This is a genomic window from Burkholderia pseudomultivorans (genome assembly GCF_902499075.1).
GTDB lineage: Bacteria > Pseudomonadota > Gammaproteobacteria > Burkholderiales > Burkholderiaceae > Burkholderia > Burkholderia pseudomultivorans.
This window is the reverse complement of record NZ_CABVPP010000003.1, coordinates 111,644-124,966: the sequence shown is the minus strand read 5'-3', so window position 1 is coordinate 124,966 and position 13,323 is coordinate 111,644. Positions and strand designations below refer to the sequence as shown.

The 13,323-nt window shown below is 70.6% G+C and carries 11 protein-coding genes; 6 read left to right on the top strand and 5 right to left on the bottom strand.

Annotated elements, in window-relative coordinates; translation table 11 throughout:
• Positions 1-173 precede the first annotated feature (173 nt).
• From BST28156_RS04085 to BST28156_RS04065, 5 genes are all read left to right on the top strand, one after another.
• Positions 174-2,105, top strand: coding sequence for a sigma-54-dependent Fis family transcriptional regulator (locus BST28156_RS04085; RefSeq protein ID WP_174901564.1), 1,932 nt, complete (start codon positions 174-176; stop codon positions 2,103-2,105).
• A 40-nt stretch (positions 2,106-2,145) separates the two neighbouring features.
• Positions 2,146-3,873, top strand: coding sequence for an ABC transporter ATP-binding protein (locus tag BST28156_RS04080; protein ID WP_174901563.1), 1,728 nt, complete (start codon positions 2,146-2,148; stop codon positions 3,871-3,873).
• The gene (gene qhpE, locus BST28156_RS04075; protein ID WP_174901562.1) at positions 3,866-4,561 is read left to right on the top strand and encodes a subtilisin-like serine protease QhpE; all 696 of its coding nucleotides are present in this window, start codon (positions 3,866-3,868) and stop codon (positions 4,559-4,561) included. Before BST28156_RS04080 ends, qhpE begins: the two co-directional genes overlap by 8 nt.
• Positions 4,558-5,874: a flavin-dependent monooxygenase QhpG gene (qhpG, locus tag BST28156_RS04070; protein WP_174901561.1), complete on the top strand. Its 1,317-nt coding sequence runs from the start codon at positions 4,558-4,560 to the stop codon at positions 5,872-5,874. The genes qhpE and qhpG overlap by 4 nt, the downstream gene beginning before the upstream one ends.
• A gap of 305 nt (positions 5,875-6,179) precedes the next feature.
• The gene (locus BST28156_RS04065) at positions 6,180-7,319 is read left to right on the top strand and encodes a porin (protein ID WP_174901560.1); all 1,140 of its coding nucleotides are present in this window, start codon (positions 6,180-6,182) and stop codon (positions 7,317-7,319) included.
• 25 nt (positions 7,320-7,344) lie between these two features.
• Here BST28156_RS04065 and BST28156_RS04060 read toward each other — a convergent pair whose 3' ends face one another.
• From BST28156_RS04060 to BST28156_RS04050, 3 genes are all read right to left on the bottom strand, one after another.
• Positions 7,345-7,548 (bottom strand): DUF2970 domain-containing protein, encoded by a 204-nt coding sequence (locus tag BST28156_RS04060; protein WP_060247356.1) that lies wholly within the window; start codon positions 7,546-7,548, stop codon positions 7,345-7,347.
• Between the two features lie 128 nt (positions 7,549-7,676).
• Entirely contained in the window at positions 7,677-8,639 is a 963-nt protein-coding gene (locus BST28156_RS04055; RefSeq protein ID WP_174901559.1) for a pyridoxamine 5'-phosphate oxidase family protein, read from the bottom strand.
• 24 nt (positions 8,640-8,663) lie between these two features.
• Positions 8,664-9,323 carry a glutathione S-transferase family protein gene (locus BST28156_RS04050; protein ID WP_174901558.1) on the bottom strand — a complete coding sequence of 220 codons (660 nt, stop codon included), beginning with the start codon at positions 9,321-9,323 and terminating at the stop codon, positions 8,664-8,666.
• A gap of 126 nt (positions 9,324-9,449) precedes the next feature.
• Between BST28156_RS04050 and BST28156_RS04045 the strand changes: the two genes are divergently transcribed.
• Positions 9,450-10,400: a LysR family transcriptional regulator gene (locus BST28156_RS04045; protein WP_174901557.1), complete on the top strand. Its 951-nt coding sequence runs from the start codon at positions 9,450-9,452 to the stop codon at positions 10,398-10,400.
• Between the two features lie 31 nt (positions 10,401-10,431).
• Here BST28156_RS04045 and BST28156_RS04040 read toward each other — a convergent pair whose 3' ends face one another.
• A complete protein-coding gene (locus BST28156_RS04040) occupies positions 10,432-11,061 on the bottom strand; it encodes a response regulator (protein WP_174901556.1) in 630 nt (209 codons plus the stop codon).
• Positions 11,058-13,151 carry an ATP-binding protein gene (locus BST28156_RS04035; RefSeq protein WP_174901555.1) on the bottom strand — a complete coding sequence of 698 codons (2,094 nt, stop codon included), beginning with the start codon at positions 13,149-13,151 and terminating at the stop codon, positions 11,058-11,060. The genes BST28156_RS04040 and BST28156_RS04035 overlap by 4 nt, the downstream gene beginning before the upstream one ends.
• Between the last annotated feature and the right edge of the window lie 172 nt (positions 13,152-13,323).

The following is a 13,323-nucleotide window of genomic DNA, read 5'->3' as shown; positions in this document are numbered from 1 at the left end:
CTCCTCAGCCGCTGCGCGCGCGCCCGCGAATCGCCCGCGCCGCCGCGTCCCGCCTGGGTCTTAGGTTTTTGACCGGATGGATTTATGCCCGGGCTTATGCCAGACTCGGCGGGCCTTTTTGCGTGCGGCCGCGCCGGATCGGACGGCCCGACAATCTCCTGAGGAGGGGCGACGTGCAAGACTACTTCCCTTCCGGCCAACGAGTTCCGGACCGGCTGCAAGCGGCCCGCCTGATTCGCGAACGGCTGCGTTCGGACGGCGTGCTTCCGCAAGGCTACCTGCGCATCGAAATCGACCAGTCATGGCGGCGCAGCCTCGACCACGGCGTGCGCTGGGACGACGACGCGCGGCTGAACCTGCATGAATTCTGCAATCTCGACGAACTGCGCGACGCGAACCGCCTGCTGCTCGACGCAGCCGCGCCGGAACTCGACTTCCTCGCCGAGCGCTGCGGACGCGACGGGATGATCCTGCTGGCCGATGCGCGCGCAACGATCCTGTCGGTCGAAGGCGACGCGAGCCACCTCGCCGCGATGGGCATCGGCGACATCCGCGCCGGCGCGAGCTGGTGCGAATCGCTGCGCGGCACCAACGCGCTCGGCACCGCGCTCGTCGAAGGCCGCCCGGTCGCGATCGACAGCGGCGAACATTTTCTCGGCCGGCTGAGCCGCTTCTCGTGCCGCTCGCAGCCGCTGCGCGACCCGCACGGCAACACGATCGGCGTGCTCGACCTGACGCGCGAAGGCGAACTGCCGCTCACGCTCGACGGCATGTCGATGCTGATGAGCGCGGCGGCCACCCATATCGAGACGCGGCTGTTCGACGCGTATTTCCCCGAGCACGTCGTGCTGCGCTTCCATCCGCGCCGCACCTATCTCGAATCGAGCTGGAGCGGCGTGCTCGCGGTCGCGGAAGACGGCCGCATCGTCGCGGCCAGCGCGCATGCGTGCGAACTGCTCGGCATCGCGCGCGACACGCTGATCGGCCGCCGCTGCGAAAACGCGTCGCCCGCGCGCCTGCCGTCGTTCATCGCGTTCGCCGAGCAAGGCGGGATGCTGCGCATCGAAGGCGTCGACGCCGCGTTCCACTGCAAGGCGCTGCGCATGCCGCGCGCGACGCGCGTGCCGGCGCTGCGCGCCGGGACGTCGACGCCGGCGGCCGACGCGCGCAGCGATGCGGGCGCGACCGCGCTCGCCGCGCTGGCGGGCCGCCAACCGCGCCTGCTGCGTGCGCTGACGATGGCGCGGCAAGGCCTCAACAACGGGCTGCCCGTGCTCGTGCAGGGCGAGACCGGCACCGGCAAGGAAGTCGTCGCGCGCGCACTGCACGACGCGAGCGTGCGGGCCGGCAAGCCGTTCGTCGCGGTGAACTGCGCGTCGATTCCCGAAGGACTGATCGAGTCCGAGCTGTTCGGCTATCGCGACGGCGCATTCACCGGCGCGCGCAAGGGCGGCATGACGGGCCGGCTGATGCAGGCGCACGGCGGCACGCTGTTTCTCGACGAGATCGGCGACATGCCGCTGCAACTGCAGGCGCGGCTGCTGCGCGTGCTGCAGGAGCGCAAGGTCGCGCCGCTCGGCGCGGGCGACGAGCAGGCCGTCGACATCGCGGTGATCTGCGCGACGCACCGCGACCTGCAGACGATGGTGCACGACAAGACCTTCCGCGAGGATCTCTACTACCGCGTGCACGGCGTGAACGTGCTGCTGCCCGCGCTGCGCGAACGCGACGACATCGACCTGATCGTCGCCGCGCTGCTCGCACGGCTCGGCGCGCCGCAGGTGGGCATCAGCGCCGAACTCGCCGACGTGTTCCGCCAGCACCGCTGGCCCGGCAACATCCGCCAGCTCGAAATGGTGCTGCGCACCGCGCTCGCCGTGCGCGCCGATCACGAGCACGTGCTCGGCCTCGATCATCTGTGCGACGGCTTCATCGACGGCGTGTGTCCGCCGCCAAACGGCTCGTCGGGACTGATCCGCCGCCACGAGGACGAGCTGATCCGCGAATCGCTCGCGCGCCACGGCGGCAACGTCGCAGCCGCCGCGCAGACGCTCGGCATCAGCCGCGCGACGCTGTATCGCCGGCTCAAGCGTTTACAGCCATGATGCCGCGCGCGCCTTCGTCCGCCCTCCGCCCGCCGCGCCGATGCTGAAACTCCTGCTGCGTTTCGTGAAGACCGACGATCGCGCGCAGCTTGCGCGCGCGCTCGGCTGGCTGTACGGCTTCGTGCGGCCGCACCGGCTCGCGATCGCGGGCCTGCTCGCGCTGTCCGCATGCGCATCGCTGCTCGCGCTCGCGCAGCCGTGGCTCACGAAGGAGCTGATCGACCGCGGGCTGGTCGGCAAGGACTTCCGGATGCTGGTCGCGATCGCGTGCGCGATGGTGCTCGCCGGATTCGTCGGCACGCTGCTCGGCGGCATCAACCGCTACCTGCATACGCGGCTGTCGGGCCGCGTGCTGTTCTCGCTGCGCAGCGCCGTGTATGCGCACCTGCAGCGGCTGTCGCCGTCGTTCTTCGGGCAGCGCCGCCTCGGCGACCTGCTGTCTCGCCTCGACGGCGACGTCGCCGAGATCCAGCGCTTCGCGCTCGATGCGCTGTTCTCCGCGGTGTCGAACGTGATCGGCCTGGCCGGCACGCTCGTGCTGCTCGTCACGCTGTCGTGGAAGCTGTCGCTGCTCGCGCTGCTGCTGATCCCGTTCGAGATCCTGTGGCTGCGCACGATGCGCCGCAAGGTCGAGCGCGACGCGCGCGCGGTGCGCGAAGGCGCGGCCGACGTGTCGTCGTTCCTCGTCGAGACGCTCCCCGCGATGAAGTTCATCCAGGCCGCCGGGCGGCAGCGCTCGGAACAGGCACGGCTCGACGGGCTCGGCGAGCACTACATGCAGCGGCTGCTGAAGCTGCAGGTGACGGAGTTCGTCACGCAGTCGGTGCCCGGCACGCTGACGTCGCTGTCGCGCGCGGGCGCGTTCGTCGTCGGCGGCTACTGGGTGATCCGCGGCGACTGGCCGCTCGGCTCGCTGATCGCGTTCTCGAGCTATCTCGGGATGGCGATCGGCCCGGTGAAGAGCCTGCTCGGGCTGTACGTCGCGCTGCAGCGGATGACGGTCAGCCTCGGCCGCGTGATGGAACTGCAGCGCGCGCCGGTCGCCGTGCAGCCGCCGGCCGCGCCGCGCGACCTGCCCGCGCGCGGCGACCTCGAATTCGTCGACGTCTGGTTCGCGCACGACCAGCGCGAACAGCCCGTGCTGCAAGGTGTCGATGCACGCGTGCCGGCCGGCAGCAAGGTCGCGCTGTCGGGGCTGTCGGGCAGCGGCAAATCGACGCTGATCGACCTGCTGCAGCGCTTCTACGATCCGCAGCGCGGCAGCGTGCAGATCGGCGGCATCGACCTGCGCGACGTCGATCTCGACGCGTTGCGCCGTCATGTCGCGGTGGTCAGCCAGGACATCGTGCTGTTTCGCGGCAGCCTCGCCGACAATATCCGCTACGCGGCGCCGCTCGCATCGCGCGACGACATCGCGCAGGCCGCGCGCGTCGCGCGGCTCGACGAACTGGTCGCGACGCTGCCGGGCGGCCTCGACGGTGCGGTCGGCGAGCGCGGCCAGCAGTTGTCGGGCGGCCAGAAGCAGCGCATCGCGATCGCGCGCGCGCTGCTGCAGGCGCCGTCGATCCTCGTGCTCGACGAGGCGACGTCGGCCGTCGACGAGGCGACCGAGCGGCAGGTCATCGCGCAGATCGACATGCTGTTCGGCGACCGCACGCGCATCCTGATCAGCCATCGCGCATCGACGCTCGCGGACGTCGACCTCCATTTCGAGCTGGTGGACGGCCGGCTCGCAAGGCGCGCGCAGCGGGATGCCGTGCATGCGTGACGACCGCTCGACGATCCGCGTCGGCGTCGTCGACAGCGGCTATCCGTCGTCGCTCCGCGCACGCGTGGCCGATGCGCGACGCTTCTCGTTCGACGACGCGGGCGCGCTGCAGGCAGGCGCCATCGAACCCGACCGGCTTGGCCACGGCAGCGCGGTCTGCACGACAATTTCGGCGGCCGCGCCCGACGCCCGACTGCTCGTCGCGCAAGTCTTCGACGCGCGCGGCGTGACGAGCGCCGCGCAGATCGCGCATGCGATCCGCTGGCTGCTGACGCGGCACGTGCACCTCATCAACCTGAGTCTCGGCGTGCGCGCCGACCGCGACACGCTGCGCGACGCATGTGCGCAAGCCGTTGCGCAGCGCGTCGCCGTGTTCGCATCGAGCCCCGCGCAGGGAATGCCGGTATTTCCGGCCAGCTATCCCGGCGTCGTGCGCGTGACCGGCGACGCGCGCTGCGCGCCCGGCCAATGGTCGTGGCTCGACAGTGCGCAGGCCGATTTCGGCGCGCGCGTGTCGAGCGGCGCGTCGCATGCGCCGGCCGGCGCCAGTATCGCGTGCGCGGCGCTCAGCGGCCACGCGGCCGGCTGGCTGTCGCGGCATCGCGATGCCGATACCGCCGCGCTGCTCGAACACCTGCGCACGAACGCCGCCTTCGTCGGCGTCGAGCGGCGCAGCTGCGCGTCATGAGCCGCGCGCCGATCGTCGTGCTCGGCGCGGGGCCGGCGGGCGCCGCCGCCGCGCTCGGTCTCGCGCGGCTCGGCTACCCGGTCACGGTCGTCAGCGAATGGCGGCGCTTCGATGCGGTCGAAGGCGTGTCCGCGCGCGTGCTGCAAGGGCTTCGCCATGCCGGGCTCGCGCAGGCGGCCGACTGCGCGCTGCCGCCGTGCGCGCGCATCACGCGCTGGAACGGCGACACGCGCACGCTCAACCACGAACACCTGATCGATCGACGCCGCTTCGATGCGGCGCTGCGCCGCGATCTCGCCGAGGCGGGCGTCGCCGTCCTGGAAGCGACCGTCCGCGCGGTGCAGGTGAACGACGACGGGCATGCAATCCGCATCGACATGCAGGGCGGTACAGATACGCTGCGCGCGGCCTTCGTCGTCGAGGCGCGCGGCCGGCTCGCGCCGCTCGCGCGCGACGCCACGCGCGGACCGCAAACGCTCAGCCTGCTGAACACATGGCAAGGCGCGCCGGGCGACGCGGCGTCCGCGGTCGAGAGCCTGCCCGACGGCTGGGCGTGGATGGCGCGGCTGCCCGACGGCCGCTGCTACTGGCAGGCGACGCTCGATGTCGCGAGCACGACGCTGCCGCCGCGCGACGCGTTGCCCGCATGGTGCGCGGCGCAGCGCCACACGCCGCTCGCGCGAGATTTCTTCGGGGCTCATGCCACCGACGATGCACGCGTGTTCGCGCGCACCAGCAGCGCGACGCTGTGCGGCGACACGGGCGGCGCGAACTGGCTGCGCGTCGGCGACGCGGCGATGGCCGTCGATCCGCTGTCCGGCAACGGCATCTTCCAGTCATTGTCGTCCGCGCTGCAAGCGCCGGCCGTCGTCCATACGCTGCTCGCGCATCCCGATCGCGCCGCGCTGGCGCTGCGCTTTCACCAGCGCCGCGTCGGCGCGCTGTTCACGCGCTTCGCGCGCATCGGCCGCGACTTCCACGCGCTCGAAACGCAGTGGCCCGACCGGCCGTTCTGGCATGCGCGCCGCAGCTGGCCCGACGATGTGCCGTCGCACCGCGCGGCCGATTTCGATGCGCTCGCGATCGAGCGCGCACCCGTGATCGACGGCGACACGATCGCCGAGGCCGACGTCGTGACCAGCCCCGACCAGCCGCTCGGCATCTGGCATCTGCAAGAGATCCCGCTCGCGCCGATCGTCGCGGCGCTGCGCGCGCAGCCCGCCGCGCAGGTGCTGGCCACGCTCGCACCGCCGCAGGCCGCGCTCGTGCGCCGGTGGCTCGAAACCCAGGGTTATCCGTTCGCGCGCGCGTGACGCGCGGCGTTCCCGCCTCCCCCTTGTCCGTTCGGCCCGCACCGGCCGACATGCACGGCCTACACGCGTTCGTGCGCGCTTCCGTCTCAACTTGAGACTTCCCATGCGACACGCGATGCGAATTGCTACGCCGCTTGCGCGGGATCAAGCGCCGCCCGGTCGCGCCCGCCGAATGAAATGGAACGCCGACCGTGCATTGCGGTCTTGAAAGGGCGGATGGCATGCCATCTGCTTATCGAATGTCACGCACCGCACACGCCGTGCGCCGGACCATCGACTGTTTCACTTGCGAGCCCGTATCCCACATGAAAAAGACTTCTCTCGTCCTGTCGGCAGGATTCCTGATCGGTTGCGCGAACGCGCATGCGCAAAGCTCGGTGCTGCTGTTCGGCGTCCTCGACGAAGGCATCAACTACACGAACAACGTCGGCGGCAAGTCGTCGTGGCAGATGGCGAGCGGCGATCTGTCGACGAGCCGCTGGGGCATCAAGGGCAACGAGGATCTCGGCGGCGGACTGCATGCGATCTTCGACCTCGAAAGCGGCTTTGCGATCGAAAGCGGCCAGCTCGGCTACGGCGGCCGCCTGTTCGGCTTCCAGTCGTATGTCGGTTTGCAGTCCGATCGTCTCGGCACGCTGACGCTCGGCCGCCAGTTCGACAGCGTCTCCGACACGATCGGGCCGCTGACCGCGAACGGCAGCTGGGCCGGCTTCCTGTTCTCGCATCCGCTCGACAACGACAACACCGATGCGTCGTTCCACGCGAACAACGCGGTGAAATACACGAGCCCGACGATCGCCGGCGTGTCCGGCACCGTGATGATCGGGCTCAGCAACGCCGCCGCCGGCTTCACGCAGAACCGCATGCTCGGCGTCGGCCTGAACTACACGTACCGGACGCTGTCAGTCGCCGCCGTCTACGAAAACCTGTCGAACCCCGGCACGACGACGGGCGGCGCGCTGACACCCGACGACACCGGCTTCGTCGCCGGCAACCAGAAGATCTACGGGATCGGCATGAACTACGGGATCGGGCCCGCGACGCTCGGCGCGGTCTATTCGCACGTGAACGTCGGCCGGCCCGACGCGTCGCTGTATGCGGGCGATCTCGGCCTCGCGAACGCGCGGCTCACGTTCGACAATCTCGAGGTCAACGCGAAGTACGACATCACGCCGGCGCTGATGGTCGGCGGGATGTACACGTATACGCGCGGCGGCCTCGACCGCGCCGGCGCGAAGTCGTCGCTGCACTGGAACCAGCTCGGCGCGATCGCGCAGTACTCGCTGTCGAAGCGCACGTCGGTCTATACGCAGATCGCGTATCAGCAGGTGGACGGCAGCGCGACCGGCACGCCGCTCGACGGCGCGCTCGTGCCGGGCTCGCCCGGCGCATCGTCGAACGGACACCAGATCGTCGGACGCGTCGCGCTGAATCACGCGTTCTGACGGGCGGCGGCGCGGCACGCGGCGCTCAGAACCCCTGCATCGTCACCGACGGATCGACGACCAGGTGCACGACGCCGTAGATCGCCGCGCCGACCAGCAGCGCCAGGATGATCGCGACGAACGGCAGCAGCGTGAAGTTGACGTTCGCGAGATCGGCTGCGTGCGCCTTGCTGTTGCGCACGCCGAAGAAACTCCACAGAACCAGGCGGATCATGCCGAGCAGCTTCATGATTGGTGCTCCTTTCATCTATCGGTTGACGCTATCGTCGATCCGACGGGCATCCGAAAAAAGAAGCAGTTGCGCGCGATTTTCGCGCAGCACGCGGACTGCGGCAGCATGTCGCAGCGCGCGGCCGGTCAGCCGAATTGCGGCGCCCGCTCGACCGCCGACCAGCGGAACGGCAGCACGGCCGGGCTGCGCCGCACTTCCTGCAGATGAAAGCGCACGACCCGCTGCGCGCCGGCGAACGATTCGACCAGCGGCCCGTCCCAGACGATCTCCGCGCGTGCGGCGACATGCAGCAGGTCGCCGCGCTCGAAATCGACGAACAGCAATCCCGCGCGCGGATCGAGCTGCAGATTGCCGAGCGTGTTGAACAGCCGGTTGCCGCTGAAATCCGGCGTCGTCAGCGTGCGCGCATCGTCGACCCGCACGAAGCCCGGCATCCCGCCGCGATGCGACACGTCCGCGCCGCGCGCGACACCCGCCTCCGCCGATCCGTTGGCGCTGGCGACGAAGAACGTGTCGGCTCCGGCAAGCAGCGCAACATCGGCGTCGCTCAGCCGGTCCGATCGCTGCGGCGCAGATCGTGCGGCGGCGTCGCGCGGCACGAAGGCCGGCGTGCGCGCCTGGATGTATTTCGCGCAATTGCCGAAGCTTTGCTCGACGACGACCGTCAGCGCATCGCCGTCGACGGCCTGCACGACGCCATTGACGCGGTTGCGCCGGCGCGTGCCGAACTCGATGCCGAGGCCGCCGAGCAGCGCACCCGGCCGCCACGCACCGGACAGCGGATCGCCCGGCAGCGCATGTCCGGCGATCCGCAGCGTACGCGCATCGGGCGACGACACGAATCCCGGTTCGCCGACGCGCAGCGTCGCCCACGGCTGGCCGCCGTCGTCGACGCCGCCGAGCACGAAGAACGGCAGTTGCGCATGGAACGCGCGATGCTGGTCCGGCATGAAGCGCCGGATGCCGCGCAGGCCGATCGCGCTCGCGGCATCGATCACGCCCGCGCGCTGCTGCACGGCCAGTTCGCCCGCATGAAACGGCGAGCTGGCGAGATCCCATCCCGGTATCGCGGCGGTCGGCGGCTTCATCTCGTTCTCCCGAAACGGCGGCCGCTAGGCGGCCAGCAGGCCCGCGCGCGTCGGCTGCATGCCGATGAAGCCCGGCAGCGCCTCGATGCGCGCGAGCCACGCGCGCAGGTGCGGATACGCATCGAGCGACACGCCGCCTTCCGGCGCATGCGCGATGTACGTGTAGGCGGCAATATCGGCGATCGTCGGCCGTGCGCCGGCCGCGAACGGCTTGCCGGTCAGTTCGCGATCGATCACGTCGAGCAGCTTCTCGGCCGTGCGCTTGGCCGCATCGTGGTCGAGCGTCGCGCCGAACACCGTCACGAGCCGCGCTGCCGCGGGCCCCGACGCGATCGGGCCGGCCGCGAACGACAGCCAGCGCTGCACCGTCGCCGCGCCCGCCGCATCGTCGGGCAGCCAGTGCGCGTCGCCGTAGCGCTTCGCGAGGTACACGAGGATCGCGTTCGAGTCGGCGAGCACGGTGCCGTCGTCGTCGATCACCGGCACCTGGCCGAGCGGGTTGAGCGCGAGGAAGGCCGGTTCGCGCTGCGCGCCGGCCGCGAGATCGATGTCGACCGTCTCGAACGGCAGGCCCAGCAGCGACAGGAACAGGCGGACCCGATGCGCATGCCCCGACAACGGGAACGAATAGACGCGAATCGGGGCGACGGGCTTGCTGGCTGCGGGCTTGCTGGCGGCGGACATGAACACACTCCACTATCACGCGCCGCCGGAAATCGGCGACGAACGGCACCAGCGTAGCGCGCGCCGTTCGCACGCAGAAGAGCGATAATCGCGGAAACATTATCCTTTCCGACAGGACAATCGACGATGGCCGATCTGCGCAACGTGAACCTGAACCGGCTGGCGATCTTCGTCGCGGTGGTCGACGCCGGTTCGCTGACCGCCGCGGCCGAGCGGCTCGGCCTCGCGAAGACGGTCGTCAGCACGCACATGCAGCGCCTCGAATCCGAGGTCGGCGCGAACCTGCTGGTGCGCACGACGCGCCGGCTGAGCGTGACCGACGCGGGGCGCGCATTCTACGACGCGTGCCGCGACATCGTGCGGGCGACCGAACACGCGCTCGACGCGGTGTCGTCCGACACCGGGCCGCTGCGCGGCACGCTGCGCGTCAGCGTGCCGATCGACTACGGCGCACAGGTGGTCGCCGCCGCGATCGTCGCGCTGCGCGACGCGCATCCGGCGCTCGACGTCGAACTGATCGCAAACGACCGCGTCGTCGACCTGGTCGCGGAGAACCTCGACGTCGCGATCCGCATCGGCCGCCTCGCGGATTCGAACTACCGCGCGGTGCAGCTCGGCACCTACGAGAAATGGCTGGTCGCGAGCCCCGCGTTCGTCGCGCGCCACGGTCTGCCGAAAGACCCGTCCGCGCTCGCGGCGCTGCCGTTCGTGATGCTGTCGTCGCTGCCGCGCCCGCATACGCTCGAACTCGAGCACACGCGCGGCGGCAGCGCGTCCGTACGCTGCGCCGCGCCGGTCGTGTCGAACACCGCGACCGCGTGCCGCGCGATCGTGCTCGCGGGCGGAGGCTTCGGGCTGCTGACGGATTTCTCGATCGCGGACGACGTCGCGGCCGGCCGGCTCGTGCGGCTGCTGCCGGCGTGGCGCTCGGCGCCGGCCGGCATTCACGCGGTGTTTCCGTCGACGCGACTGCCGTCGCCGAAGGTGCGCGCGTTCGTCGACGCGATGAAGGCGCGGATCGGCGAGATGCCGGCGCGTGCCGGCCGTCCGGCGCGCAAGACCGGCCGCAGCGGTTGAGCCCGATCGCCGTCCGCGCGACGCGGCAGCGCTACGCGAGCCCGTTGCTCACCGCGTAATGAAACAGCTCGGCATCGTTGTTGATGCCGAGCTTGTCCATCGCATTGTGCTTGTGGGTACTGATCGTCTTGATGCTGCGATCGAAGTGCAGCGCGATGTCCGTCATCGTCATGCCGTTCGCGCACAAGCGCACGATCTCGATTTCGCGCGGGCTGAGCGGGCGCGCGCTGTCCGCATCGACGGCGGCCGAGTACGTCGGGTGCACCGACGCAGTCGAATAGCTGCGTCCGTGATACGCGGCCATGATCGCGCGCGGCAGCTCGTCCAGGTCGCTGCGCTTGCCGACCACGGCCAGCGCGCCGGCATCGCGGATATGCTGCAGCAGCGCGGGATTGTCGAGCATCGTCAGCACGACGAGCCGCACCTGCGGGAACGCCGCACGAATCGCTTCGAGCATCAGCAGGCCGTCCGCGTGCCGATGCCCCGGCATCGCGAAATCGGTCACCACCACGTCGCAACATGTGCGCGCAAGACAGTCGAGCAGCGCGCCCGGCTCGCCCGCCTCGTCGACCACGACCAGATCCGGCGCCCCGGAAAGCACCTGACGAATCCCCAGCACCGTCAACGGATGATCATCCGCTATCACAACCCGCACGCTCACGCCTCGCCCCCTTTGCGTTGCTCCTGTCCCACGCCGCCGGGGCGCTCGACGCTCGCCGCCAGACGTTCCACATGCGCGATCAGATAGTCCATCGCGCTCATCATCTCGGCGCCCGCCGCGCGTATCGCGCGGGCATCGCCGAACGCCGCACTGGCGCGCAAACCGTCGACCAGCGCGTCGACGTGCGGCTGGCGGAACAGGCTGAAGGTTCCGCTTGCCGTATGGCACCACCTGCGCAGCGCAATCCGCTCGTCGTCGCGCAGCGCGTTCGCCAGCGCATCGCGATCGTCCGACAACGACCGGCGACACAGCGCGAGTATATCGAGCACGCTCGAATCGGGGCGTGACGAAATCCCGAAGGCAAGCAGCAGCACGTCGTCGTCGAGCGCCGCGGCGTCAAAGTACCGCACCGTCGCGGCGGCTTCGCGCGCGCGCGGCGCAACGCCGTCGCGCCGGTGCGCCGCGCGCATCGCCGTATCGAGCGTCGCGCGCAGCAGCTGCGCGTCGACCGGCTTGCGCAGGCACGCCGCCATGCCCGCGTCCATGCCGCGCCGGTCGTCGGCGAGCGCGGTCAGGCCCACGACCGGCAGCGATCGCAGATGCGGTCTTGCATGCGTGCGCAACGCGTGGGTCAAGGCCGCACCGTCCATCCCCGGCATCAGGCAGTCCGTGATCACGACATCGACGTCGGCCGCGCCGGATTCGAGCGCATCGAGCGCAGCGCGGGCGCTGCCGCATGCCGTCACGCGATGCCCGATCTGTTCGAGCCGACGCTGCAACGCTTCGCGATGCAGCGCGTGATCGTCGACGACCAGCACGCGACAGCCGTCGCCCGGCGAGTGCCGCGCGTCCGCGGCCGGTTCGGTGTCCGCCTCCGGTTGCAGCGTGCACGCGCGGTTGCACGCCTCGACGAAATCGCACCACGCAAGCGGATCGCAGCCGAGCCGCACCGATGTCCGTGCGTAGCCCGGCTCGCGCAGCTCGACCCGCACCGCCGCCGCGCCGGGCAGCGCGCTGACCCATATCGCGTCCGACGCCGCATCGCACGCGACGACGCGCATGCCGGCCGCCGCTGCATACGCGCGCAGCACATCCGCAGTCCACGCATCGTGATGCTCGACGACCATCGCGCGGCCCGCGAGCGACGCGACTGAACGATGCGCAACGACGACCGGGCAGCGCAGCCGCAGCGTGGTCGTCGTACCGGCGCCCGGCTCGTTCGTCAGGCTCAGCTCGCCGTCGAGCAGCGCCGCGAGCTGCCGCGAAATCGCGAGGCCGAGCCCCGCGCCGGCGCCGTCGCGCCGCACGCCGTGCAGGCCCTTCGCATCGGGTTCGACGAGATGCGGCCAGACGTGTTCGGCGATGCCGCCGCCGGTGTCCGCGATCGTGACGATCCATGTCACCTCGCCGTCCACGCACGCGGTGGCATCGGCATCGAGCGTGACCGTGCCGGATGCGGTGAACTTGATCGCGTTGCCGAGCAGATTGACGAGAATCTGCCGCACGCGATCGCCGTCGGTCCGCAGCACCGCCGGCACGGCCGCACTCACGCGCTGGCGCAACTGCAAGCCCTTCGCACGGGCCTGCGGCGCGAGCAGCGCGAACACGTCGTCGAGCAATACGCGCGGCTCGACCGCGCCGCGGCTGACGGCCACGCGGCCGGCCTCGACGTGCGCCGCATCGCCGATATCGTCGAGCAGACGCGACAACGACTCGCCCGAGTCGTGCACGAGCGTCAGCAGACGCCGCTGCTCGGCAGTCAATGCGCCGTCTCGAACGAGATCGACGAGCGCGACCATCGCATGCAGCGGCGTACGCAGTTCATGACCGGTCACCGCAAGCGCATGACGGGTCGCGTGCAACGCGGCCCGCGCGCGCGCCAGCTCGCGTCGCATGCGCATGCACGCGAACCCGGCCGCCAGCATGCCGGCCGTCAGCGTCGCACATGCGACGCGACCTGCCGTATCGGACGCTGCCGACCCATTCGCGGTCGCCTGCGGACGTTGCGCGCCGTTCGCGGTGCCCGGCGGCATGGCGAACGCCACGCGGCACAGCATCGCGATGCAGATCGCCGCGCACAATCCCTGCACGATCCGGTATCGCCTGTTCGCTATCCCATCCGACGCCCCGTCTATCTGCTCGCATCGACTGCGCGCGGCGTTGCCGCTGGTTCACCGGAGATTGGCCGAATCCCCGCGCAGTCCGCGTCGACGATGCGCCGTCGTGACAGGCCCTCGGGCCCCACGACGGACCATCGCATTC

Excerpts from the sequence above, each read along its gene's own strand:
- BST28156_RS04080 (WP_174901563.1), top strand. The coding sequence starts at position 2,146 with ATGCTGAAACTCCTGCTGCGTTTCGTGAAGACCGACGATCGCGCGCAG.
- qhpE (WP_174901562.1), top strand. The coding sequence starts at position 3,866 with ATGCGTGACGACCGCTCGACGATCCGCGTCGGCGTCGTCGACAGCGGC.
- qhpG (WP_174901561.1), top strand. The coding sequence starts at position 4,558 with ATGAGCCGCGCGCCGATCGTCGTGCTCGGCGCGGGGCCGGCGGGCGCC.
- BST28156_RS04065 (WP_174901560.1), top strand. The coding sequence starts at position 6,180 with ATGAAAAAGACTTCTCTCGTCCTGTCGGCAGGATTCCTGATCGGTTGC.
- BST28156_RS04060 (WP_060247356.1), bottom strand. The coding sequence starts at position 7,548 with ATGAAGCTGCTCGGCATGATCCGCCTGGTTCTGTGGAGTTTCTTCGGC.
- BST28156_RS04055 (WP_174901559.1), bottom strand. The coding sequence starts at position 8,639 with ATGAAGCCGCCGACCGCCGCGATACCGGGATGGGATCTCGCCAGCTCG.
- BST28156_RS04050 (WP_174901558.1), bottom strand. The coding sequence starts at position 9,323 with ATGTCCGCCGCCAGCAAGCCCGCAGCCAGCAAGCCCGTCGCCCCGATT.
- BST28156_RS04045 (WP_174901557.1), top strand. The coding sequence starts at position 9,450 with ATGGCCGATCTGCGCAACGTGAACCTGAACCGGCTGGCGATCTTCGTC.